This is a genomic window from Anaplasma ovis str. Haibei, assembly GCF_002214625.1.
Taxonomy (GTDB): domain Bacteria; phylum Pseudomonadota; class Alphaproteobacteria; order Rickettsiales; family Anaplasmataceae; genus Anaplasma; species Anaplasma ovis.
Genome location: NZ_CP015994.1, coordinates 845,534 through 870,974, shown reverse-complemented (window position 1 = coordinate 870,974; position 25,441 = coordinate 845,534). Strand labels below are relative to the sequence as shown.

The following is a 25,441-nucleotide window of genomic DNA, read 5'->3' as shown; positions in this document are numbered from 1 at the left end:
CAATGAGTACTTTTAGCGAATGATTTTTGTCGGCTAACGCATTGGCCTTCCATACATTTTTTGCTGCAGGAAGCGCACCAAGTAAAGCTGCGTATACAGACCATTTGCGATGCAAGATCCCACCGGTTGCGTGATACACGCATTTTATATTGTGTACAACGTCGTGGTCATCATAACATGGTTAGTAGCATGGCTGGTAGAGTTCTTCTAAACTACAAGGGGCCACTAGTTTGTCGGTTTCACTTATAAGTTTTCCGCGTGGTGGCCTACATAATGACTATTGCTAAATGCTTTGTAGCTGGTTTCTAGGTCATGTAAACATGCCTCAGCAACGTTTTTAATTTTTAGCACGTAATCTTTTGTAGTTCTGCCTATGCGTGCATGCGGAATATCTGAGAATATTGATTCAAACTCTGCGCTGTGGTCTTCATGCACAGTGACGATTATCCTGCTTTGTGATTCCGAAAACATAACAGACTTTTCCCACATTTCGTCCTTTGGTATTCCACTTGTGGGCACTACGGATAGGTCTATTTCAGCTCCAAGTTTGCCCCCTATAAGGGCCTTGGCCAAACCAACTGCCAGCCCACCCAGTCCGGGTGCTATTGCGGATGCTATTATGCCACTGGTTGTTGCATGATGGAATTTGCGGTACATCAGTTTGGCAGTTTGTGCGTCTACCGAGGGGACACTACTGCTATCTAGTCCGCTATAGGCCTGATATTCCGACATGCCAAGCTCATTATAAGTGGTGCCCAGTATGTATATTGGGTCTATTCCCTTCACGTGGGGTGATACTGCATTCTCTATGTTTTCAATGATGCCCAGTGTGGAAATCAACAAAGAGGGTGGAGCAGAAATATGCACCGGTTCTCCGGTGCTGCCATACCCGTGAAAATCGTTGAACATGCTATCCTTGCCAGATATGAAAGGCGTACCAAATGCGGTAGCATAATCGTAACAAGCCTTAGCTGCCTGCTTAAGTTGCCAAAGTCTGCCTGGTTCGGTTGCGCTGCACCAGCAGAAGTTGTCGATGAGCGCAAGGTGATCTATGTTGCCCCCTACCGCAACGTAATTGCGTATTGCAGTATCGATGGCGCAAGCCGCCATCCTGTATGGATCAACCTCTCCATACCTACACCCAAATCCCTGAGACGTGACCACACCCCTTTTGGATAAGGGTACAGGGCGAAGAACCACGGCGTCTACGCATATTCTGCCTGCGCCCTGCAGAGGCTTTATGACTGAGGATCCCTGTACTTCATGGTCGTACTGCGAAATTATATACTCTTTGCTACAAATGTTTTTGCGCCCAATAATGTTGCGCAAGTCCTCCACCACTGAGGTGTTTGTTCTTAACCCCGATTGCTGTTGAGGATAAAGTTGTTTTTCGGTAGTAAGGACCAACCTAGGGGTGCCGTTGTGCAGAAAATCTGTGTCTATGTCCATGATGACCTTGCCGTTGTACTTGACAACTGCTCGTCCAGTACTGTTGAATTCCCCAATAACGCTGATTTCTATGTCGTGCGTTTGCATAATTTCTGCAAGGGCTGGATACTTGCTGGGGGGTACAGAGAGCGTCATCCTCTCTTGAGATTCTGACACCCATATTTCCCATGGTAGCATGCTTTGTGTCTTTAGGGGGACCTTGTCTAACTCAACACTAAACCCCCTAGCACCCATCTCGCCGATCGAGGAAGAAAGTCCACCTGCCCCGTTGTCTGTTATAGAATTATATAGCCCTAAATCTCTTGCTTGCTTGATGATCGCGTCAGACATTTTTTTCTGTGTGATTGGGCTCCCCACCTGCACTACAGTGGTACCCACACCCTCCTCTAGCGCATGCGAAGAAAACGTAGCGCCGTGAATTCCGTCTCTTCCCACTCTGCCACCGATTACCACTATGTAATCTCCATCCTGCGCGGTTTTGACATGTGCTGGCAGCCCACAAACTGTGCGGGGTATGATACCAATGCTACCGACAAAAACCAGCGGCTTGCCGCAGAATCTGTTATCGAAATATGATGCCCCAATGGCGGTTGGAATCCCCGAGCAATTGCCTCCGGAATTCACTCCACGTATCACACCATCCGCAATTTTCTGTGGCGGCAATATCTCCTCCAGGCATTCCCGGTCTCTGTACAACTTTTGCTCGAGGTTATCTGCGAAACAGAAGTAGTAGGAATTCATAATCGGTTTTGCACCCATGCCGAACCCAATTATGTCCCTGTTCACGCCCAAAATGCCGGTTTCTGCTCCACCAAAAGGGTCAAGAGCAGACGGGCTATTGTGCGTTTCTACCTTATCAACTATGAGAAAATCGTCATCAAATATTATAGCTCCGGCATTGTCAGAGAAGGTTGATACGCATATCGGTGAATTTATGTCAGAAGTTGCGCGCTTTATGTAGCGTCTATAAAGCCCCTCCTTAATTTCGTCTATCTGGGCTGAAAATATGTTGTGTTTACAGTGCTCTGACCACGTCTGCGCCAAAGTTTCTAACTCTATGTCGTTTGGTAGGCGGTTTTCGCCGTCAAAGTATGCACGAATGGCGTGCATGGCTTCCAGAGACAGATTGAGCGGTCCACATCCATTGATTCCATGCTTGCCAATTTTTTCGAGCTCCTCATCGCTAACATGCAAGTCTACTGAACGTACGTCTTCTCCCCATTTGTCCGCAACATCAGGGGCCATAACAAGCGGTATCGGGTGTGGGGTTCTAATGGGGTTTGCTATTGAGCGGTTAATGGCTTCTACGCTTCTGTTGCCCAGGAATTCCACTTCAAAAACTCCTTCTGCTTTCATGTGTACCAGCTTACAGTACTGCACCAGTGGGTTATAATTGCGTATAGTGTGGTCTGGCTCTTCTTTGGAGAAAAAATTTTCTGACGTTCGGACTGTAACGCCTTCGATGCCCAAAAAATCGCGAATTATCTGAGCTGCCGAGTTTCCCACGTTGTCAGTCATGCCGGGGAGGTACCCTATCTCCACCGACCAGGCCATTCCCAAAATTTCTAGTAAGTCATAAGGCTTGCCAGATTCTATGTTCCTGTACCCATGCACTCCGGGTGCGTATACGTCGTGCTCGTAGACAAAAGCGTAGCGCTTGCTAATTGTGTTATTTGATAGCAAACTCCCCACGCGCAAAACGCTCTCCGCGCTTACTTTGTCTGGAGTGCGGACAACATATGCGCACTTTCTGCTAGGGTTAAAGATATCATCAACCACGATTCTGAATATCATGTGGCCACAGTGTTTGAGTAACAACCACACATTATTGCAGATCACTGAGTTTTTACATAGTTAAAAGTCTGCTGCAGTTGCGGTGTTGCGTGCACAGGAGCCGCGTCAACTGGTTAGGCAGGAGCGCTCTGCGCCATTGATGTGAGCAGACATGCCGCGGCCAGAAACAGTTCCCACGCACTTGCAATGAGTCAACAGGCAGCACGGCGTGACGACCAGGTGGAGATAAGCCGGATTCTGTTTATGTAGCCATTCATCTGGGGTAAGCATCACTGCTTACCTCAAGCGACTTACCCGGGTAACATGAGGGAAGGCACAATACCCTTCTTAGCCTTGCTCCTGGTGGTGGTTGCCTGGCTGCTACGTGTTACCACGAGCACGGTGCGCTCTTACCGCACCTTTTCACCCTTACCTCGTAGAGGCGGTAATTTTCTGTGGCCCTAACCTAGGGTTACCCCCGGCAGGAGTTACCTGCCACCATCTTCCCTTGGAGTCCGGACTTTCCTCTGTAAACAACACAGCGGCTACTTCCCCACCTGGGCCCCGATTCTATACAATACTGTAAAACTGCGCAAGCTTCTGGTTTTTTGCGTCTCAGGCACTTCACGCAAGCTGTGCTAGCAGCACAACACCTATGTTTGGCTGTGGATAACAAACCCGCGGTGACACCAGACGTAATGCGCATTCAATCGGTGGCACTTCACGCAAACGGCGTTGGCCCCGCAGCACAACACCCATGTTTGGCTGTGTATAACAAACCCGCGGTGACGCTGGAAGTGGTAGGACTAGATCAGTGGCACTTCACGCAAGCTGTGCGTCTGGGGTGTGCGCTGCCGAGGAAGATGTAACTCCCAGCTGGGAGAACAGCTTCTGGTCATCTTCCGGTCTGGCATTTGGCGTAGTTAGAAGCTTCTCACCACAAAATATGGAGTTTGCTCCCGCCAACATGCACAGTGCCTGCATCTCTTCCGACATTTCCCCCCTGCCTGCCGCAAGGCGCACGTAAGACGCGGGCATCATGATGCGCGCAACCGCGATAGTGCGCACAAAGTCAATATTGTCAATTTTCGGGTTGCCTTCCATAGGAGTGCCCTCTATCGGAACGAGACGATTGATTGGCACAGAGAGCGGATGCTTCTCCAAGTTTGCCAGGGTCACCAACATACTTGCCCTATCCTCGGTGCTTTCACCCATACCTAGTATTCCCCCGCAGCAGACCTTTATACCTGCCTGCTGAACGTTACGCACGGTCTCCAGCCTCTCCTCGTACGTACGGGTAGTTACCACGTTGTGATAGAACTCGCGAGAGGTGTCTACATTGTGGTTATAAAAATCCAGGCCCGACTCTTTCAACTTTTGGGCTTGATCGAGCTTCAACATCCCCAAGGATGCACAGCTCTCCAGCCCCTCGCTTTTTATTACTTCTACAAATTGGCAGATTCTTTCTAAATCTCTGTCATGCAAACTACGCCATGCCGCCGCGAAGCAAAATCTGTCAGCCCCAATTTCTTTTGCTCTCTTAGCGGCCGCTTTGACCTCTTCGACAGTGGATAGGGATTTCTTTTCAAGGCCTGTGTTATAGTGCGCACTCTGGGCGCAGTAGCGGCAGTTTTCCGGGCAACTTCCGGTTTTGATGTTCATAAGTGCCGCGACTTGGACCTCGTTGTTTCGAAAATTCTGTACATGCACCGAGTGGGCCTTGAGTATAAGATCGCTAAACGGCGTGCGGAAGAGCTCCAATGCCTCCTCAAGCGTCCAATTATTTCTTATCACGCTTTGAACACTCCTTATCGTGTTTGCTACTATAGCGCCTGAAGGACTCACTCATAGCCTCAAACTCATCGCGGCTTACGAAACCCATGTCTCTTATACAAGACTCAACCCTGTGCCTAGCAGCCGTCTTTCCCTCGGCCAGCGTTTCCACAGCTATGCCGAGCACGGAGACACCCAACCTGACACAGTCACGCAGAAGTAGGGAGAACATAAGAAACTACTGCGAACAATATCGCGGATTCTATAAGTACCACGGCGCAATGTCAATCACCCCCTGGGTTCCCGGCCGAGCCTACACCAGACTACCCAGTGCTGGCTTCTGATTTGTGCGGGAAACTATGGATCAACCGCGTCCTGGGAGTTACGCCTAGTATATTCTGCCCCCCACAACCCCAATTATATGGTCAACAACGTTATCTTTTCCCAGGGGAAGCAAGCACTGTCTTATTTTTATATCACTGCCATCAGCGGTTGTCTTCTCCGATTCTTCAATCAGTGGACGCTGATTGTCTGCTACCGATTCCAAATAATCGAAGAGCCCCTCGATTATTTGGGGGAAGAAGATGACTATGTTTTCCGACTCTGAGTAATACCTCAGGTCAGATTTATACAGCCTAACAGACTCCTCACCCGCGTACACGCATTCGTATTTTCTGCCGTCATCAGTAGCTTTGACTTGAAGCATGAAGCAATAGGGCCAAATCTCCATGATGTCTGCCGGATCTATTTCTTCTTTTGTGGGAAAATTTCTACCATTACGTAACTGGTCCCAGTATGAGCACAGTATGTTTATTGCACGTCTCTCCGACACATATTCTGACATCCGGCACTCGCTATCCTTGCAACAACTCTCGGACTCTACATCAGAGATATTTATTTTTCCTTACTTGCCCAAAATAATGCTTGTGGCATCTACCGCCCGTCCAGCGCGGTAATTTGGCACGGATGGCCGGGGCCGACCACTATGGTTATACGCATCTAGCGTTTATCGGCAACGACTACGGGCTTGGCAGCCTTTTTGCATTTTTTGATGTATTGCACGGGGTTTACAGGTTTACCATTGCGCCTAATTGCAAAGCAGAAGAAATATCCACTGTCTGCACTTTGGCTAGATTTTGTAATTGTTGCTATAACCTGACCCTTTTTCACCTTGTCACCAATCTTGACGTGCACCTCGTGCAGATAAGAATAGAGCGATATGGTATACTTGTTGTGTTCCAATATTACCAAACTCCCATACCACCGGAGCCCCTTTCCCACATACATAACCTTCCCGCTTCCCGCAGCCTTGACCTTTGCGATACCATCTGCAAATATGGCGACCCCGTCATTGCAGTAGGGGCCATTGCCGCCGTCAGCACCAGACTCCACTACCTTCCCGCCGTCCAGCGGCATGTCGAACTCACACCCCTTAGAAGGTGATGGCTTGGGCCCCTGTTTGAGCTTTGCGCTTGAGGGAGGAGTGCCACGCGTGGATATGTCTCTCACCAGCAACTTGCGCTTCGATGCAGTTGTTGTTGCTGTCCCCTTGTCGCTGTAATCACGTGTTAGGCGATAGTCAGCATTTTCATCTCGTTCCCGGTTCCCATAAAACTCTTCGCCCCTGAGGGATACGGGAGCCGGATCCTGAGTGAAACAGCCGTACAGAAGGAAGCTGGCTAGTATTAACGCTACTACACGCACATTTGTAAGTTGATTGCCTCACCATTCGCTGTATCATAATGGACTCCTGGGTACTTGTTAATGATTATTTGCAGAGGTAGTGCGCGTGTTGAGTGATGGTCTGTGTATGGAGTTTCTCAATGTAACAGAACGCGCAGCGATTGAGGCGCATAAATTTGCGGGTAGGGGGAACGAAAAAAACGCTGACAAGGCGGCGGTAGATTCCATGCGTTCCACGCTCAACAAAATGTACATAGACGGAACAATAGTCATTGGGGAAGGTGAGAGAGATAGCGCTCCTATGCTATATTCCGGAGAAAAAGTCGGCATTGGTGGGCCAACGTTAGATATAGCAGTTGACCCATTGGAAGGCACTACCACGTGCGCCCTGTACAAAGATGGTGCCATGTCTGTCATCGCGGTGGCGCAATCCGGGTGCCTATTGAAGGCGCCGGATGTATATATGGATAAAATAGCCGTTGGTCCGGGGTTGCCCCATGGGGTGGTGTCCCTGAGTAGTGATCTGAAAACGAATCTGCATAGCCTATCACACGCTAAAGGATGTGCCGTGTCTGATCTGAGAGCTGTGGTACTAAAGAGGGATAGGCATACCGCTTTAATAGAGGGCCTCAGGGAGTTGGACGCCCGCATAAAGCTGATAGATGACGGTGACATATCTGCTGCGATGTCACTAATTCGTGGGGAGAACGACATTTACCTTGGCATAGGGGGTGCACCTGAAGGTGTGCTTTCTGCCGTCCTGCTTGCAGCTGTAGGGGGGCAGATTGAGGGGAAGTTGGTTCTGAATACAGATGCGCTACGTGAAAGAGCCAGGGGTATGGGTGTAGAGGATATGGATAGGTCGTACACGACCAATGACATGGTGCGAGGAGAGGCGTTTTTCATAGCTACCGGGGTGACCGATAGTTTGATAATGAAGGGGATTTCGCACAGCGAGGGTGGATGCATCACTGCGGACTCGGTTATCTTTTCCACTTTGGGTGCTATTTCGCGGGTGCAGAGAACATTTTACAACCCGCCGCCCACTGGGCCTGTTGTACGCGCCAAGCGCTAGCGAACTGTAAAACCGTCACAGAGGCGCAGGCATTTGCAATGGGTGGGGGCCGCGCTACAGCTTTGCATAGATGTTGCTCCGTAATTGATTCAGATGGATTCGGCCGTGTGCTGCAACATTGCCATATCTAAACCCTGTTGCTGGAGTCTATGGTGAGCGGGAAAGTGGGACGTGGTGGCTTATTAGCTAGCCATCTTGGTGAGATGCTCTACTGCGGCACCGTAGATGTATTATGATGTTGGCGATTGCTGCTGGGGTTATGCCGGGAATCCTCCTGGCAGCCCCTATAGAAAACGGTTGCACGCGCTGTAGCTTCTCCTGCGCTTCCTTGGACAGTCCATGAACCTCAGAATACCTTATATCTGCCGGAATTGATGCGTTTTCTTCTTCTAGAAACGATTTTATGTCCGCTTCCTGACGCTGAAGGTACGGCGCATACTTTCCCTCGATGCCTACCGCGGCTAGCGCGGCCTTGCTGAAGGAATTCAAGCTTGGCCACAGTTGCACGAGGATGTCCATGTTTATGCTCGGATGGCCTAGTAACTCAAATGCAGTTTTCTTCTCCCCGTTCTGGGATATGAATATATCATGCTTAGATAGCATATGTGGCGTTGCAATGGCGCTATTGAGCTCATCAACCAGCCTGTCCATCTCTTGCTTTTTGTTGCACAGAACGCCAAACCTCCTTTCCGATACAAGACCGACATCGTATCCCATTGCGGTGAGCCGCATGTCGGCATTGTCAGAGCGCAATCGTAGCCTGTATTCTGCCCTAGACGTGAACAACCGATAAGGCTCGCTGGTGCCCAGCGTGACCAGATCATCTATCATGACCCCAATATATGCATCACTCCTGTTCAAAACGAGTGGGGGATTATTTTGAGAGAGCGATAGCGCTGCATTTGTTCCTGCTACAATTCCTTGGCCAGCCGCCTCTTCATACCCAGTTGTACCATTGATTTGCCCTGCAAAGTATAACCCTTTGATCTTTTTAGTTTCCAACGTGTGGTGTAGCTCTCTAGGGTCCACAAAGTTGTACTCAACCGTATATCCGTGCCGCAACATCATCACGTTTTCCAGGCCCCTTATGCTTCGCAGCATTTCCAACTGCACGTCTATGGGGCATGAAGTCGAGACGCCGTTAGGATATACCGAGTTGGAATCTAATCCCTCTGGCTCCAAAAACACCTGGTGGCTTTTGTGCTCTGGGAACCTTCTAACCTTTTCCTCTATGGAGGGGCAATACCTCGGTGCCGAGACGTCCACCAACGATACACAGGAGGCAGCAAGATGCAAATTGTTCCTGATTATCTCGTGCGTTTTTGTATTTGTGTGGGTGATGTAGCATGAGACCTGCGGCAGGACCATAGCATCAGACAAGAAAGAAAATGGGGTTGGCAATGAGTCACCCTTTTGCTCCACGGTGGCGGACCAATCTATGCTGTCTTTGTCAACCCTGGGTGGCGTGCCAGTTTTGAGCCTACCCAACGCGAAGCCGTGTGCACATAAGGCCTTTGCCAGCCTTGTGGAAGGTTTATCCCCCATCCTGCCGGCTGGTATACCCTTATCTTTCCCGACGTGTATCATTCCTCCCAGAAAGGTCCCTGTGGCTAGAACGAGCCTTCTCGTGCGCAGAACCTTCCCGCAGGACAGCGTGACCGACGCAACACACGGAGTTCCTGCTTCGTCATCGGTTGAAAAATCTATCACTGAGGCTTCCAGAACTTCAAGGTTCCTGTAACCCAAAACAATATCCTGCATAGCCATCTTGTAGGCATCCCTATCCGCCTGGGCTCTTGGCCCCCAGACTGCTGGGCCTTTGCTCCGGTTAAGCATGGTAGAGTGTATACTTGCTTTGTCTATGGCCTGCCCCATCAACCCATCAAGCGCATCTACCTCCCGCACCACAACACCCTTGGCTACACCCCCGATTGCGGGGTTGCAGGACATTTCACCTATTGAACTGATTTTGTGGGTGATGAGCAAGGCCTTCGCGCCAATGCGCGCCGCGGCTGCAGCGGCCTCACACCCCGCATGCCCCCCACCAACTACTACGACGTCGTAGCTTAGCACAACAACCGACCAGATGATATCGAACACTAGATGGTAAAAAGTAATATAAGACGTGTCAAATAGTGCTAAACTTCCGGTGCCTTGGGTTGCAAGTGTAAATATAGCGCATGAATTTAGTGGTTTTGTCTGGGTATGGGTTAAACTGCGAAGAGGAAACACTTTTCGCATTTATGGAAGCAGGGCGGTTTTTAAACGCCAGTGTTTCCGGGAGAATAATGCACATCAACGAGCTGTTGCTGAACCCTAAGTGTCTCAGAGAGTTCAACACCATGGTGGTGCCTGGTGGGTTTTCTTACGGCGATGATACCGGTGCCGGCAACGCATTTGCGCTACGTATGCTACATGGGCTTGGGGAGGAAATGCGGGCGTTCGTGGAACAAGATAAGCTGTTACTGGGGATATGTAACGGGTGCCAGATTTTACTCAGGGTATTTTTCCCTGATGTAGCTCTGGTGCGCAATGATGTGGGTAGATATCAGTGCAGGTGGGTTAGAGTAAGATCGTGTTGCGGTTCGGTATGGCTAAAAGGCATAGACGAAATGTACATTCCCGTTGCACACGGTGAGGGCAAGTTTTGCGCTCCAGATGGTGTACTAGACGGGCTTGTAGAACATGGCAGCGTCGCAATGAAATACGCGAAACCTAGCGGTGAACCTGCCGATGGCCAGTTTCCACACAATCCAAATGGGTCAGCATATGACATTGCTGCGCTATCTGGAAATGGTGGCCGCGCTCTTCTCATGATGCCGCACCCCGAAAGGGCGGTATTTTTTACTCAGCGATATGACTGGACGGATGTAAAAGATGCAAGCATGCGTGCAGGAAAGCCCGCGCCCACCTATGCGGATGGCTTTGAAGTTTTTTGCAACGCCGTAAGATATTTCGCCTGACTGATACCCCGCCCCGTGCGGCTTGTACTTTCGCGCATAAAACCAGAGCTATATAGGCGTTTACACTGCAACGTGCTCCTCTAATGATGCATATGGAACTCTTCAGAGACACAGGGGGTAATGCTAATGCTGCGCACACTTTCCCACACGAGCCTAAGCTGGTGGCTCTAGCGCGAGCAATATGCAGACAGACACGAATTGCCGCCACAAGTGATGCAAGGTGTCCACACGGGGAATGTTGCCCAGACATATTCCGCACTCCTTCCGTTGGTGCTGTAATAGAGCTACGCACAAACCATATACCAGCATCTCCGCAAGGAGGAGTAAAATTGAGTTCCAGCGCAAAAACAGGAAAAGCACTTGCACATCGTATCGCAGTAGCAAACAGAGCTCATGCGATATCTGGGGTACTCCTGAACATAGGCACGCTACTATGCACAGTAGCAGTAATATGTGCAGTTGTAGCAAATCCAGCAGTGATTGCTGTGGCTGGTGCTATATGTGCAGTTGTAGCAAATCCAGTAGGTATGGCTGCTGTAGCTGCAGTGGCTGGTGCTATATCAGCAGTTGCTGCAGTAGCATATTTAGCAGTAACTGGAGTATCTATAAGGGATTTATATAAATCTTGTAAGCAAGTTATACAAGTAAAGGAAGAAGGATTAGTTACTGTACAATCATTACAACCTGTTCTTACTCCTATAACTCCTATAGCTGGAAAAATAGGTTGTGATGAGATTGGTGATGCTGAGGGTGCACTAGATGTTGTAGCTGGCGTGGTTGGTGTGGGAGCAGTAATTGCTGGTGCTCTGGTTATTGCTGCAGGTGCGGTTGCTCTGGCTTTAGGGGCTACGGCTGGTGCTGGTGGTTTGGCTATAGGTGCTGTGGCTGTGGGTGCACTAGATGTTGTAGCTGGCGTGGTTGCTGTGATTACTTGTGCCTGTTGTTGCTGTAGGAGTACTGTTGAGATTGGGCCCAGTAAGGTCATGGCTCAGGTTGCTACCAATTCTGGTGTTGCCAAGGTCATGGTTGAGGTAGATCCCAGTGCCATAAAGGATGCTGCTAAGAATGCTAAGATTCCTGTGATATCCATGAAGGAGGTTGTAGCAGGGAGTAAGAAGGATAATACAGAATATGATGTTATAGAAAACTATAAACCACAGCAGGTTAGTAAAATAAAGTGGCTTAATGCTCCACCTGCTGGTGGCCCAACTATGAAACTAGTCATGGCTGTCGTTGCTGTGACTCTGGTTGCTCAGGCTGTGGGAGCAGTAATTGCTGTTGGTGCTGCTGCTCCTGTAATTGCTGTAGCTGTGGTCTCTTGTGGTCTGGTCCTAGGTGCTGCAGGGGCTGCCTATGTGTGTAGACGTAAAGCTGGTGCAATCAAGGATGCTGTTAAGGCTGGTCAGCTCGCTTATGCACCTGCTGAGATTGGTGAGATTGCTCCAGATGTTGAACCTGAACAGAGTACTTCTAAGCCACCAAAACAGGAAAAGTGTCAGAGGTACCACTGAACATAGGCAAGCTACTATGCACAGTAGCAGTAATATGTGCGGTTGCTACGGTTGGTGTGGGTGGTCTAGCTATTGCTGTAGCTGCCGTTATATCAGCAGTTGCTGCTGTAGCATATATAGCAGTAACTGGAGTATCTATAAGGGATTTATATAAATCTTGGCAGCAAGTTATACAAGTAAAGGAAGAAGGATTAGTCACTGTACAATCATTACAACCTGTTCTTACTCCTATAACTCCTATAGCTGGAAAAATAAATTATGGGAAAATTGCTAAGGCTGGGGTTGCTAGTGCTGCTGAGGGTACAGCTGGTGTCAAGGTTGCAAAGGGTAGTGTCAGGGTTGGTGTGAAGGTTGCAAAGGGTAGTGTCGATGCTGGTGTCAAGGTTGCAAAGGGTAGTGCCAAGGTCGGGGCTAAGATTGCCAAAGGTACTACGGCCGCGGGTGCTATAGGTGGTCTGGTCCTGGGTTCTGTGGCTGGTAAGGTTGCTGATGCTGTTCAAACTGCAGGGACTGAGAGCGCTAGGGCAGCTCTAGAGGTTGCTAAGGGTGCGGCCAGTGCTGGTACTTCTTGGGGTACTAAGGAGGGTGCTGCTGGTAAGATTGCCAAGGCTGGTGTCAAGGTTGCTGGTGTTCTCAGTGGTCAGGGTGGTGAGATCGTGGGACTGCTAACAGGTGCTGTCGGTGGTCTGGTCCTAGGTGCTGCAGCTGGTCAAGTTGCTCAAACTACTAGCCTGGCTGCCGCTCAGACTGCGGCTGCGGCTGTTGCTCAGGCTGCTGCTGAGACTGCTAGGGCAGCTCTAGAGGTTGCTAAGGTTGGTGTGACTCTAACTAAGGAGGCTGCTAAGGCTCATGAGAGTGAGGTTTTTAAGGCTGCTACGGCCGCTGCTGCTAGTGTTGCTAAGGCTGCTCAGGGTAGTGTTGGTGGTGGGTTGGCCGGGTTGATTGTTCAGGCCGGTGGTGGGGCTCAGGCTGCCGGTTGGGTGGTGCTGAGAGCGTGGGACTGCTAACAGGTGCTGCTGGTTTGGCTGCAGGTGCGGTTGCTCTGGTCCTAGGTGGTGCTCTGGTTGGTGGTGGTCTACTTGTTGCTGGCGTGATTGCTAAACCACCCTACCCAAAAACCTAAAAGTCCTCCCACCAGCGCTACATGGGATAAAAAGGTAATCATTAAAAGCGTCTACAACAAGGAGAAAAGTTAAGGTTGCAGTGGGTACTATGTGCGCCTCCCAACCATTGCACGCACAGACTCCTTAATATATTCATATTATTAATAAGTTGTTATGTAGTGTCATTGTACACTAGGACTGGGGAGGTAGACCCTACTTACACGTGAAATACCCCGCGTTATAGGCCTTAGCGGGATAATTATCCGTTGGTGCTGTAATAGAGCTACGCATAAACCATACACCAGCATCTCCGCAAGGAGGGAGGAGTAAAATTGAGTTCCAGCGCAAAAACAGGAAAAGCACTTGCACATCGTATCGCAGTAGCAAACAGAGCTCATGCGACTGGGGCTCTAGGTGCTGGTGAGATCGTGAGACTGCTAACAGGTGGTGCTCTACTCTTTGCTGGGGCTGTAGTCGCTGTGGGACTAGCGATTGCTAGTGGGGCTGTAGCTGCAGTTGTAGCAAATCCAGTAGGTATTGCTGCAGCAGTATGTGTAGCTGGGGCTATATCAGCAGTTGCTGCATATATAGCAGTAACTGGAGTATCTATAAGGGATTTATATAGATCTTGGCAGCAAGTTATACAAGTAAAGGAAGAAGGATTAGTCACTGTACAATCATTACAACCTGTTCTTACTCCTATAACTCCTATAGCTGGAAAAATAAATTATGGGAAAATTGCTAAGGCTGGGGTTGCTAGTGCTGCTGAGGGTACAGCTGGTGCTGCTGCTAAAATTGCCAAGGCTGGTGTCAAGGTTGCTAAGGATAGTGCCAAGGTCGGGGCTAAGATTGCCAAAGGTGGTGTGGTAACAGGTGCTGTCGGTGGTCTGGTCCTAGGTGCCGCTGCTGTAAGTGTTGTTGCTGATGCTGTGGTTGTTGCTGTGGCTGTAGGAGCTGCTGTAGCTGGTGGTGTGGTTGTTTGGCCTGTTGTAGCTGCGGCTCTACTCTTTGCTGGTGGTGGGGCTCTGGGTGCTCTGGTAACAGCTGATGCTGCTAAGACTGTTGAAGATGCTGGTAATGTTGTAGAAGCCCAGCTTGGTGCCCAGGCCGCTGCTGTTAAGGCTCTAACTGGTGTGGGGGGGGGAGGCTATCGTTGCTACTGGTAAGAAGGGGACTGCTGAGGTCCTGACTCAGACTGGTAGGGCTGCTGTGGAGATTGCCAAGGCTAGTACTTCCAACTCTGATGTGATGAAGTCTCTTGCGGGAGAAAAAGATTTCCTCGAGGCTGGTGCTGATCTTTACCAGGCTATTGCTAGTGCTCAAGATTGGGAGCCTGTTGTTGGTAATGTTGCTACCGTGGCGCAACAGTCAAGAGCAAGATAGGGGGGCAACTATGAAATACTGGCGGGAAAAAGAAACAACTTACTGCCGTCGTTTGCCTCAACTACGTCATCGCTGCCTAGCCTTATTTTGCCTAGAGATATAAGCCGTACTGCCTCAGGGTAGCACACATGCTCCGCAGCCAGTATCCTGTTCGCAAGGCTTTCTACGCTGTCGTTGCTCAAAACTGGTACTGCCGCCTGCATTATTATCGGTCCGGCATCCAGCTCCGGATAAACATAATGCACAGTACACCCAGTAACTTTAACCCCGGCTCTCAAGGCCTGTTCTTGTGCCCGCATACCTTTGAATGCTGGCAGCAGAGATGGGTGTATGTTTATCATTTTGCGATGCCATTTTTGAACGAATCCCCCCTCTAGTATGCTCATAAAACCTGCCAAGCACACCAAGTCTACCTTGTGATCCGTCAAAACTTGATCAATTCGCTCAACATCTAGAGGCTTCCTCTCGACGACGAACGAGCGTAGCCCGTAGTTGTTGGCAATAGAGAGCCCCGCAGCTTTGGGGTTGTTTGATATAACACACTCCACAACTGCAGGGAACCCGTCATCTAGACATGCCCGAGCTAAGACTGCCATGTTTGACCCCCTGCCGGAGATCAACACGCCAAGCTTAAGACGGTCTGCCCCTGCCATGCGGCTACCCCGCCTCACTTTTCGTGATACTTTGATACAAACCTATTGAGCAGCATCACACCAAACCCAGTTGCCCCTTTAGCGCACACAGCAGACCCATCGTCATCCCAAGCAACACCGGCAATGTCCAAATGTGCCCAAGGTACCTCATTTACAAAGCGCTGCAAGAACTGCGCGGCAGTTATGCTGTCAGCCCCACGTCCCTTGGTGGAAATATTTTGCACATCCGCTGCTGGGGAATCTATCATCTTGTCGTAAGCATCTCCCATGGGCATGCGCCAAAGCTTCTCATTAACTTCCTCACCAGCTTTTGTAAGCTGCTCAGCCAGGGAATCATTGTTGGAAAAGAGTCCTGCATACTGGTTCTCCCCCAACGCAACGGTTATTGCTCCAGTCAAAGTCGCTAGGTCAACAATGAACTTCGGAGAGAACACCTTCTGCGTGTACCACAGAGCATCGGCCAAGACTAGCCTGCCCTCCGCGTCTGTATTTAAAACCTCTATGGTCTGTCCAGACATGGAAGTGACAATGTCACCAGGACGCTGGGCATTTCCACCAACAGCATTCTCAACCAGCCCTACCACACCAACTGCGTTTACCTTCGCTTTTCTTGCGGCTAAAGTCCTCATCAACCCGACAACAACAGCAGAGCCGCCCATGTCATACTTCATGCTCCACATACCCTTTGCAGGCTTGAGCGATACGCCCCCAGTGTCAAAAGTCACGCCCTTGCCCACAAACGCCAGCGGAGCCCCACCACCAGGTGCCCCAGTGTATTTCATAACGACCAATCTTGACTCTTTAGTGCTGCCCTGCCCAACTCCGAGAAGGGCCATCATGCCCTCGTCTTCCATGCGCTTCTCGTCAAGCACTTCTACCTCAACCCCGAGCGGAGTTAGCTCCTTCTGAATTCGTGCCGCATATTCTTCTGGGTACAAAATATTTGCAGGCTCTGACACAAGCGAGCGCACGAAAAATACTGACTCTCCTTCCGCTTTCCTAAGCGCATCAAAAGATTTCTTTGCAGACTCCGCGTCCCCGGAAACCAACACGTTGATCTCCTGAACCGTGGACACATGGTCAGACCTCTTGCTGTGAAAATATTGGTCAAACTTGAAACTGCGTAAGAAAGCCCCGTAAGCCACTCCGAGCTCTGAGCCGCTAGGTGCCGCTATTACAGCGCTCTTCGCCTTAATCTTCTCAAGGCTAGAATACACCGCCCCGCCCAACTCCATAGCCTTACTCTCCGTTATGGTGTCAGACTCTTTGCCCAGACCTACTACTAGTACCACCCCGCCGTCACGGGTTAGGACTATAGGCATGGTGTCGGCGAACTTCCCGGAGAACATAGCCATGTCTTTGACTTTCAACACCGTCTTTTTCTCCTCAGGGCGCAGAATCCCACCATCTTCAAGTACGTTACTGCTCTCAAAAACCCCAACAACAAGCACTGCGGTTTTAAGCAAGGTAGAAACACCGGAAGCAAGACTAAGAAACGAAACACTAACCATACTGGCCCCAAAAACCAAACAAGCACAAGCGTGCGGATTCTAGCACCATTTGTGCGGCATTTCAAGAAGCTATAGGGGGCGCGATTGTTGTTATTGAACAACATTTGGCGCCACCCAACGCAAATAGGCTGTTAGGTGTGACGTGGCATGTGTTTTGCCCCAGAGCCGGCCAATGAGGATCGGGCGAATTTTTTAGGGAGTGGTGTAAGGTGCATTGCGGGCTCTACCGGAATCTGCACCATACCCATCAGCTTTGTGCTAGAGCCACCCTTTAAGTGTAATGGAGCCGGCTATAACACTGCGATGGTAGGCCGTTTCCCGCCTACTGGTTTGCGCCAATCCAGAAACTTGCCGCGATGCTGTGTGAAGTGTATGCTTCTGACAAAGCGGTTTGTTGCACCGTCTGGTGGAGCATATGTGCGTTGCTGGCGAGTTTCATGCTGACGGGATTTAGGGTGAATTGTTTTTCTTGCTTTGGGTGGTGCTGCGCGGTAATACAGGGTTAGTCTCTGGTGTTGTATATTGCGCGGCGTCGGCTCGGTATGGGTAGTGTGCGGCACCCGCGATTGTTGGGTTTCTTGTGCCGGGATGGACACGCACGGTCAGGGTTGCCGTGTTCTGCTGAGGTTGTTGGTGTGTTATGGGGTTGGCTATGAGAGGGGTGAGGAAGTTAAATAAGTGGTTTAGTGGCGTGTTTGTTGGATTGGCTGTGTTGGTGGCGTGCTTCTCTCGTGGGGCTGGTGCGGTTGATCCGGTGATCATAAATTGTGTGGAAACTCCGGAAATTCATGATGTTAGTGAAATGCCCAATGTTTTTAACCTCTCGAACAATTTGGCACGTAAGTCTGGGAGCCCAGTAGTTGCCGATGGGGAGTTGATATACATAATGGGGCGAGTAACGGATTCAAAATGCCACCCCCTCAGCAACGTTAACGTGTTTATGTGGCAAGCAGACTCACGCGGTGTGTACAATTCGGGTAGGGCAGAAAATTCTGGTGAGGCAACTAGGAGTTCGTCGGGCAGGCCTGGCGAGGTGAAATACGATGAAAACTTTAACGGTTCTGGCAAGGCAACCACAGACAATCTGGGTAACTTTGGCTTTGTTACAGTTATGCCGGGTCAGCATATGGGTAGGTCTCCGCGTGTCCACTTCCTGTTAAAACACCAAGATTTTCCCGAGCTTCAGACCGAGATGTTTTTTGAAGGGCTTGGTAACTCTGAAGACCCAGGTTTCAGCAGGATTCCTGCATCAATGAGGAAGCTACTCACTGCGCGGCTAGTCGACGGAGGAGGCGAAACCGGGGTTAAAGTGTACGAGTTTAATATGACTTTTGCTGAAAACTTTGGTTCTGCTCAACAGAATAATAACGATATTGGCGTGGCTCCATAACAGCTGTGGAAGGCTTTAAGTTGACCACAATGTTTGCGTATGATTGATTCGCGGTGCGGTTTCCCTGTACACTTGTAAGTGTGTGTTTCTAGGGTAATACGTCCGTGAAAGCGTGTCCAGACAGCTATGACTCAGCCGAAGTCCTGGGCCGAGTCAAAAGAAGGGTGTGCCGGCCATCCGGGAGGCGTGAAAAGCGCGTAAGCCCAGTTATGACCTGCGATGGCCAACGTGTTGGCGGCTATCCATCACTGGGTGTGCCCGTGGATGTTTTTGTTGACATGGGTGGTGCCTGCGGCCGCAAAACAGCAACTCCTAACATATACCGCAAGCCTAAGAGACAGGCCAAAGGTAAGTTTGCAACGGCTGGGTTCAAGGCATTCTGCTCGTATGTTCGTGCTACCATGGCTTTGGTGGTTCTCCTGACAGCACCGGTGCTCCTGTTGGCCACTCTGTCAAGACCCGTTGCAGGGTCAGAGTACACATGGGCCAGAACCGTGCCGTGGAGCGCTATGAAAAGAGGTGGTAGAGTCCGGTTAGGGTTGCTGCACCGTATGCTCAGGCCTACAGTAAGGCAAATGTATGCTTACATGCACGTGCTGCTATTTAACCTTGCGACATTTACCTTGCTTACTTATGCGCTATCAGGGCCAATAACTGGTCAGCACTTCTCTTTTGGGAAGTCAGTTTTGTGGGCTCTGGCACCGACTATGATTCTGTTCGCCATCAGCATTGTGTACCACTACGCATCGTGGTACATGAAGATCAAGGACTCCCTACCCGCGAGGCGCGGCTTCAGCCTGATGTGGCGTGGTATTGCCAGTGCTCATGATAGGGCTGATGATTCCGCGTTTAACCTGATGTTCAGGGAGCAAATCCGTGATTCCATGAGCATGTCTTCTCTGGCGAGGTGCGATAGACAGTTGTTGCTGGGTATTCCAACTGCCTTGTTTGCCTTGGGGTGCTACATATACGATAGGAAGAGTGGGGAGGAAGATCTGGCGTTAAACTTCAGAGAAGCTGCTACAGGCTCTAAGATATGTGACTTGTCTGTGGACACAAAGACCAAGTGGGGTCTGTTTAGAGACTAGCAGCAAGGTGCTTGCCTTGGGGTTTGTACGCGAACCCAGGGCAAACACCCGCGCGCTCACAAAAATATGTCGGGTGGGTGCGTATTTGATGCTGGGCAATACGTGCTCCGGTTGTCTATATTGGTTCTGTATGGTACCATACTTGCAGGGTGCCACCTGAGTGCGTGGGGGTCTAATGAATGCCCGTTCCAGAGTGGGCAGAGGCGCTCTTTTTGGTTTTTACTAAAAATGTGTGCCTCAAGCTATGGAAGAGGGTATCGCGTATGCTAATGAGCCACGTATAGGCACATCGTCCGAGGGCGGCGCGTTGAACTACGCTTGCAACACCGTCCCGAATGATGAGGCCAAGGCGTACGATGTGCGGAGTAGGATATACACGGCGTACATGCTGTGCAGCTCCGTGCTGTGCGTGGTGCCTATAATCCCGTATTACATCTCTAAAGAGCTATACAGAAGAGGCAGGATGGTGGGGGCAGCCATCAGCATGGAGCTGTTTCTATGCTTGCGTTCTGTACTGGCCATTGAGCTCATATTTGCAAAGATCCTGCTAATCGCATTCAAAAAGTATCCCACCCTACTGCAGGGGTTTTTCATCCCTCATCTAGACCTGGCCGTGCTCTTTTTGGCTTCCATGTGCACAATTCCTTTGTCTATCATCTCAATGACGTGGCGATACTACTGTGTATATGAAATGGTGAAAAGTACACAGTGCGGTGTATGTCATGCACTTTTAGAACAGAGTTACCTACGAGATATAGTGTACGGCATGCCGGCGCTTGTCAGCTATAGTGGACGCAGCGGGCCATTCTTCACTCATGAGAATGTTCAACGTAGAAGGATATATGACGGCGATGTTGCGTATGAGGTCTACTTGTACTGCACATCATATTTGTTATTACTTCCTGCATGCATGGCCCTGCTATGTAACTACTTTTATCGCAAACGAAGGAAGGCTGCGATGTCTGTGGTGCGGGTGCTAAGTGCATTGTCTCACGTTTTATTGGTCAACATTTTTCTCGTTGCCACAGTGGCCTATATTGCCTTCCTACAGGTTGGTAGCCCATCATTGATGGGGTTGCGTGGTGATCCAATAAGCATTGCCGCACTTGTGGGGATATTGTCATCCGTAGCGATATTAACAGGAGCAACTGCATTCTGCTGCTACTTAGTCCGTAAGGGAGCGTGCTCTCTTGATATCGAAGTGCCTGACAATATAGCCCGTTCCGTACTCAAATTTGGTATACTGACCACGGCGGTTTGCAACATCTGCGAGCTGTTCGTGATTAGGGAAGAACTCAAAGATAGAAATACCGCATATCCGTGGGATAAGTTTGCTTACGAAATTTTCTTCCGCGTGGTTACCTCTATACTTATGCTTCCCGCATGTTTTGCCCAGTTGTCTAGTGAGCTATACACCGTAGGCAAGAGAAAAGCCTCAGCTATCGCTGACAGGGCGTGTTTATTTTCAGAGATATTGCTCACCAATATTCTGGTGCTTGGTGCCCTGTTCACAGGGGTGTTACACATACCCTGCTTCAGTAGCGTGGTGAGCAATCCTGCGTATGTGGGGTTCCTTGCGGCTCTTGCAGTCTCTGGTGCAATTGCGGTAATAGCGGTGATACGTGATGTGCTGTACATTACAAGGAGGTCAAGAGGGGAGGGCATTGGATGGGAAAATGTAGTGCTGTATGGTGCACGCATAGAAAGCAGCGTTGCCAGCTTTGGGCTACTCAACCTAATGGCTCAAGGTACCATAAGCTTGATTTTGTTAATCCTGGGTAAAGCCGAAAGCAGAGAGACCAACTCTAGAATTGCACACGCAAATCATGATATAAGAGTCGGTAGTGCGGCATTTGTGCACGATAACGCTGACGCAGGTGTGCTACATAGTCGCTAAGTAGAGGGCGTGTGAATGACGCTGCACTATCCGAATACCCAACCCGCGGACCACTGGTTTTATAGCCGGCTGGAATCTCTAACATGCAGAAGTACACTGCTACCGATGCAAGTGTAGATAACTACGGGTTGTAACTGTTTGCTCCGGATTCCGTATGTGTGGCTGGAGTCTCCTTCCTACGTATTGCCAGCGCTCCATCCAACACAAATCCCTCCAAGTTATCTCCGGCACTTACCTTACCAGAGAGCAGCAACTCTGCCAGCTGGTCTTGTATGTTGTGTTGTATTAGGCGCTTGAGAGGGCGTGCCCCGTAGGTTACATCATAACCGCGCTCTGCTATCCAGGATTTCGCCTCCGGCAGAAGAGTTATGGTGAGGCCCTTGTCACTGATTATTTTCTGTAGGTAAGACATCTGAACATCTACTATACGCCCTATGTGCTCTTTGGCTAGCCTATTGAATATGATAACATCGTCAAGCCTGTTCAGAAACTCTGGGCGGAAATGCATGTTTAGCATCTCAAGCACCTTCTGGCGCGTTACTTCCGCGCTTTCGCCTGTGGAGCCATGTACTAGAATTTCCTGTCCAATGTTTGATGTTAACACCAGTATTGTGTTTTTGAAGTCTACCAACTTGCCCTTGCTGTCTGTTAGCCTGCCCTCATCGAGGACTTGCAACAATATGTTAAAGATGTCCGGATGCGCCTTCTCTATCTCGTCAAACAGCACTACCTGATACGGTCTTCTCCTCACGGCTTCTGTCAGCATTCCACCCTGCTCGTACCCCACATATCCTGGTGGCGCGCCTATAAGCTTTGCGACCGAGTGCTTTTCCATGAACTCAGACATATCAAATCGCAGCAGTGCAGATCTGGAATCAAACAAAAACTCGCTCAGCGCCTTGGTGAGCTCGGTCTTCCCGACGCCTGTCGGGCCTAGGAATAAAAATGACCCCATGGGTTTCTGTGCATCTTGCACTCCCGCTCTCGATCTCCTAACTGCGTTGCTCACTGCCCTAACAGCGCTTTCCTGTCCTATGACGCTTTTGCCTATTTCTCTCTCCATATTGAGCAGCTTTTCTTTTTCGCTATTCATCACATTTTCCACGGGAATACCCGTCCACCGCGAAACTATTGCTGCAATGTCGTTCACTCCTATTTCCTTCCTCAGCATGGTACCGGCTACTTCTTCATGCTGTTTCAATTCTTGCTCTAGCGATGGTATCACCCCATACATTAGCTCCCCAGCTCGTGACAGGTTGCCAGATCTTTGAGCCTGTTCCAGCTCGATACGCGCCCCGTCGAGCTTCTCAGTTAGTTCTTGCATTTTTGAGATTTTGACCTTTTCAGCCTGCCATTTGCTGTTCAAATCTGCAGCCTCGGAACTCAGCTCGTTGAGCTCCTCATTAATGACCGCAAGACGCTGCTGAGATGCCTCGTTCTTTTCGTTTTTCAAGACTTCTGACTCTATCTTGAGTTGCATTATCCTACGGTCTATGCTGTCTATAATTTCAGGTTTGCTGTCTATTTCGATTCTTGCACGACTTGCGGCCTCATCTATCAAATCTATAGCCTTGTCTGGTAGGAACCTATCGGTAATGTAACGGTTAGATAGTGTCGCGGCAGCAACTATTGCGCTGTCGGTGATTCTTATACCGTGATGGAGCTCGTACTTTTCTTTGAGGCCTCTTAGTATGGAAATTGTATCACCGGTAGTTGGCTCCGCAACGAATACGGGCTGAAATCTTCGCGCGAGTGCGGGGTCTTTCTCTATATGTTCACGATACTCATCCAGCGTGGTTGCGCCAATACAGCGTATTTCCCCTCTGGCAAGAACGGGCTTTAGTATGTTAGATGCATCCATAGAGCCACCTGTGGCCCCCGCTCCTACTAGCATGTGCAGCTCATCAATGAACAATATGATTTTGCCGTTTGAGGCGACTATTTTTGTTATTACAGCCTTCAGCCTCTCCTCGAACTCCCCTCTATATTTTGTTCCGGCTATCAGCGCAGCCAAATCTAAGGCGAGCACCTTTGCGTCACGCAGCCACATGGGAACGTTACCGGAAACCATGGCCTGAACAAGTCCCTCTACGATTGCACTTTTTCCCACTCCGGGTTCTCCGATCAATGCTGGGTTGTTTTTAGTTCTGCGAGACAAGACTTGAATCAACCGCCTAGTTTCGTCACTCCTGCCTATTACCGGGTCCATCTTGCCTTTTGCGGCCAGTTCAGTCAGATCTTGGGTATACTTCCTCAGTGCGTCAAATTGCTGCTCTGCATTTTCGCTTTCAGCCCTCACTCCGTCGCGCATTTTTTCGATCAGGGTGTTCAACTTCTGCGTTGTTACCCCCTCATTCAGCAGCATTCGCGACACGCTGCTTTCCACGACAACAAGGGCCTGCAGTAACCGCTCCGCAGTTACGTACGCATCTTGGTTGCGCTTTGCCAGGCTCGCCGCTTCGTCTAAAATTTTTGCCATCTCTCTGGAGAGGCTCAGATGTCCGCTTCCTGAACCACTTACTACCGGCAATTTACTCAGCATATTTGACAGAGTGCTGGTAATCTTGCTCACATCAACTCCGCATGAGGATATTAGGTTGCCGACCATGTCATTTTCCTCCTCCAGCATCACATTTAGCAGATGCTCCGGAAGCAAAGACTGGTGCCCGGATGATACCGCAAACATTTGCGCATTCGTTATGAAACCCTTTGCCTTCTCGGTGAACTTGTTCAGATCCATGATGGTTACGTGCCTAACTTTTCTGTACACAGATATATGTCATGTTCCACTAAATTTGTATGGAGCTTCAGAAAAAAATGCAAAGGGGCCTATCAATGAAGAATTTTACCTCTAATTACTGTGTTCACAGCTGTGTAGAGGTGCACTATATTTCTTGTCAAGCGCTTGAATAGGGCTTACCATCCCCACTCATGCATTTGTAGGGGTTTTGAAGTTAGGTATGGCTGATCGCTTGCGGGGTAAAGTGGCGTTAATTACTGGTGCCTCGGGTGGAATCGGGGCAGCTGTAGCCAGGAGGTTTGCCAAGGAGGGCGCCAGGGTAGTTTTGGTTGCTAGGAACATGGGCAAGCTGAAAACACTGTGTGACGAGATACAGGAGTCTGGTGGTGAGGCTATACTTGCTCCTATAGATATACAAGATTATGAAAGCGTGGATAACTTAGCCCTCTCCGTGAAGAACAAGTTTGGCTGCCTCGATATTTTAGTCTCTGTGGCTGCATTGCTCGGAGGTCTTGGTCCCGTGCAGGAATATGAACCTGCGGTTTGGAAGGAAGTGATGCATGTGAACCTCTTTGCAAACTGGTATCTCATCAAACACTTTGACGCCCTTCTCAAAAGTGCCCCGGCTGGCAGGGCAGTGTTTGTGACGTCCGAAGCCGCAAGGTCACTACTGAATTACTCGTATTTTGCGCCGTATGCCGCAAGCAAAGTGGCTCTAGAAGCCATGGTGCAGGTGTATGCAGTGGAGACCAAGCACAGCAAGCTGTGTGCAAACATTGTGTACCCATGCAGTATCGACAGTAACATTTACTCTCAGATCTTTTCAGCGCAGGAGCAGTCAAAATTGCTGGCACCTGATAGCGTCACAGACAAGTTTGTGGAATTGTCGTCCGAAGAATGTTGCGTTACTGGCCAAATATACGAGCTGACCCAAAACATTGAGGAAGAATAACACCCCCGCGCGATGCCAATGCTGCTGACTGCGGGGGTGTTGTGTGCATGAGGCGGTGAATAATCAGCTCGTGGCCATCACTAGGCTGAGAGTTTGTGCATGCAGGAAGGGAGGTTACGAGGATGGGCGCTTCCTTGCGGGAAGGATCGCGTGTCAACAATATCACGAACGGAACGGGCGCCAGAGCGGTACCCGTATAGGATTAGCCTCACGCAGGGAATATGTTTTATGAGGGAGAATCGGAAAAGCCGTATCCATGCCTAAACTTTCCTCTATGCCGTGTGTACACCATGTGGCCGCGTTAGGCCGGATGCACTGTTTTTGCGCCTGACTGCAGCCTCTGTAGGTGGTGGTCAACTAGGCTATTAATCCAGCGCTGATTATACGCTGACGGTGTTGGCTGCGTACCAATCCCCCTTATCATACCACATGTCAGGGTGCAACGGCAGAGCGAGTGCAGCGCAAGTCGGGTGCTACCGGCGTACTTCCACATATGG

19 protein-coding genes and 1 other RNA gene are annotated in these 25,441 nt (G+C 49.9%); 10 read left to right on the top strand and 10 right to left on the bottom strand.

Translation table 11 applies throughout. From position 1 onward, the window contains the following. Positions 1-243: 243 nt before the first annotated feature. From AOV_RS03620 to AOV_RS03595, 6 genes are all read right to left on the bottom strand, one after another. A complete protein-coding gene (locus AOV_RS03620; protein ID WP_075139174.1) occupies positions 244-3,243 on the bottom strand; it encodes a phosphoribosylformylglycinamidine synthase subunit PurL in 3,000 nt (999 codons plus the stop codon). 211 nt (positions 3,244-3,454) lie between these two features. Beyond that, positions 3,455-3,783, bottom strand: an RNA gene (gene rnpB, locus AOV_RS03615) — RNase P RNA component class A. A gap of 261 nt (positions 3,784-4,044) precedes the next feature. Beyond that, complete coding sequence (bioB, locus tag AOV_RS03610) at positions 4,045-5,016, bottom strand: biotin synthase BioB (protein ID WP_075139173.1); 972 nt, start codon at positions 5,014-5,016, stop codon at positions 4,045-4,047. Then, positions 5,003-5,227, bottom strand: a complete 225-nt coding sequence (locus AOV_RS03605; protein WP_075139172.1) for a hypothetical protein — start codon at positions 5,225-5,227, stop codon at positions 5,003-5,005. Before AOV_RS03605 ends, bioB begins: the two co-directional genes overlap by 14 nt. A 156-nt stretch (positions 5,228-5,383) precedes the next feature. Beyond that, a complete protein-coding gene (locus tag AOV_RS03600) occupies positions 5,384-5,839 on the bottom strand; it encodes a PAS domain-containing protein (RefSeq protein ID WP_075139171.1) in 456 nt (151 codons plus the stop codon). A 155-nt stretch (positions 5,840-5,994) separates the two neighbouring features. After that, positions 5,995-6,699 (bottom strand): murein hydrolase activator EnvC family protein, encoded by a 705-nt coding sequence (locus AOV_RS03595; RefSeq protein ID WP_075139170.1) that lies wholly within the window; start codon positions 6,697-6,699, stop codon positions 5,995-5,997. 85 nt (positions 6,700-6,784) lie between these two features. Here AOV_RS03595 and glpX point away from each other — a divergent pair, with 85 nt between their 5' ends. Further along, positions 6,785-7,753, top strand: coding sequence for a class II fructose-bisphosphatase (gene glpX / locus AOV_RS03590; RefSeq protein WP_117374516.1), 969 nt, complete (start codon positions 6,785-6,787; stop codon positions 7,751-7,753). Positions 7,754-7,939: 186 nt separating this feature from the next. Here glpX and mnmG read toward each other — a convergent pair whose 3' ends face one another. Continuing rightward, on the bottom strand, positions 7,940-9,853 hold the full coding sequence (mnmG, locus tag AOV_RS03585; RefSeq protein WP_075139169.1) for a tRNA uridine-5-carboxymethylaminomethyl(34) synthesis enzyme MnmG: 1,914 nt from the start codon (positions 9,851-9,853) through the stop codon (positions 7,940-7,942). Positions 9,854-9,933: 80 nt separating this feature from the next. Here mnmG and AOV_RS03580 point away from each other — a divergent pair, with 80 nt between their 5' ends. The 5 genes from AOV_RS03580 to AOV_RS03560 all read left to right on the top strand — a co-directional run bounded on the left by AOV_RS03580 (position 9,934) and on the right by AOV_RS03560 (position 14,713). Further along, the gene (locus tag AOV_RS03580; protein WP_075139168.1) at positions 9,934-10,716 is read left to right on the top strand and encodes a phosphoribosylformylglycinamidine synthase subunit PurQ; all 783 of its coding nucleotides are present in this window, start codon (positions 9,934-9,936) and stop codon (positions 10,714-10,716) included. A gap of 92 nt (positions 10,717-10,808) precedes the next feature. After that, positions 10,809-12,227 (top strand): hypothetical protein, encoded by a 1,419-nt coding sequence (locus AOV_RS03575; protein ID WP_147314703.1) that lies wholly within the window; start codon positions 10,809-10,811, stop codon positions 12,225-12,227. Then, on the top strand, positions 12,209-13,234 hold the full coding sequence (locus AOV_RS03570; protein ID WP_117374462.1) for a hypothetical protein: 1,026 nt from the start codon (positions 12,209-12,211) through the stop codon (positions 13,232-13,234). Before AOV_RS03575 ends, AOV_RS03570 begins: the two co-directional genes overlap by 19 nt. Before the next feature lie 428 nt (positions 13,235-13,662). Then, positions 13,663-14,496: a hypothetical protein gene (locus AOV_RS03565; RefSeq protein ID WP_117374461.1), complete on the top strand. Its 834-nt coding sequence runs from the start codon at positions 13,663-13,665 to the stop codon at positions 14,494-14,496. After that, a complete protein-coding gene (locus AOV_RS03560; RefSeq protein ID WP_075139163.1) occupies positions 14,462-14,713 on the top strand; it encodes a hypothetical protein in 252 nt (83 codons plus the stop codon). The genes AOV_RS03565 and AOV_RS03560 overlap by 35 nt, the downstream gene beginning before the upstream one ends. A gap of 8 nt (positions 14,714-14,721) precedes the next feature. On the opposite strand, the gene purN is transcribed toward AOV_RS03560, so the two are convergent. After that, positions 14,722-15,366, bottom strand: coding sequence for a phosphoribosylglycinamide formyltransferase (gene purN, locus AOV_RS03555; protein ID WP_075139484.1), 645 nt, complete (start codon positions 15,364-15,366; stop codon positions 14,722-14,724). A 14-nt stretch (positions 15,367-15,380) separates the two neighbouring features. After that, positions 15,381-16,877 carry a leucyl aminopeptidase gene (locus tag AOV_RS03550; RefSeq protein WP_075138991.1) on the bottom strand — a complete coding sequence of 499 codons (1,497 nt, stop codon included), beginning with the start codon at positions 16,875-16,877 and terminating at the stop codon, positions 15,381-15,383. Between the two features lie 652 nt (positions 16,878-17,529). On the opposite strand from AOV_RS03550, the gene AOV_RS03540 reads away from it, so the two are divergent. From AOV_RS03540 to AOV_RS03530, 3 genes are all read left to right on the top strand, one after another. After that, positions 17,530-18,267: a protocatechuate 3,4-dioxygenase gene (locus tag AOV_RS03540; protein WP_233497111.1), complete on the top strand. Its 738-nt coding sequence runs from the start codon at positions 17,530-17,532 to the stop codon at positions 18,265-18,267. Positions 18,268-18,527: 260 nt separating this feature from the next. Beyond that, positions 18,528-19,355 carry a hypothetical protein gene (locus AOV_RS03535; RefSeq protein WP_233497110.1) on the top strand — a complete coding sequence of 276 codons (828 nt, stop codon included), beginning with the start codon at positions 18,528-18,530 and terminating at the stop codon, positions 19,353-19,355. A gap of 244 nt (positions 19,356-19,599) precedes the next feature. Next, positions 19,600-21,252 (top strand): hypothetical protein, encoded by a 1,653-nt coding sequence (locus tag AOV_RS03530; RefSeq protein WP_075139159.1) that lies wholly within the window; start codon positions 19,600-19,602, stop codon positions 21,250-21,252. Positions 21,253-21,373: 121 nt separating this feature from the next. On the opposite strand, the gene clpB is transcribed toward AOV_RS03530, so the two are convergent. After that, positions 21,374-23,992, bottom strand: a complete 2,619-nt coding sequence (gene clpB / locus AOV_RS03525; RefSeq protein ID WP_075139516.1) for an ATP-dependent chaperone ClpB — start codon at positions 23,990-23,992, stop codon at positions 21,374-21,376. 220 nt (positions 23,993-24,212) lie between these two features. On the opposite strand from clpB, the gene AOV_RS03520 reads away from it, so the two are divergent. Continuing rightward, entirely contained in the window at positions 24,213-24,944 is a 732-nt protein-coding gene (locus AOV_RS03520) for an SDR family NAD(P)-dependent oxidoreductase (protein WP_075139158.1), read from the top strand. Positions 24,945-25,441 lie beyond the last annotated feature (497 nt).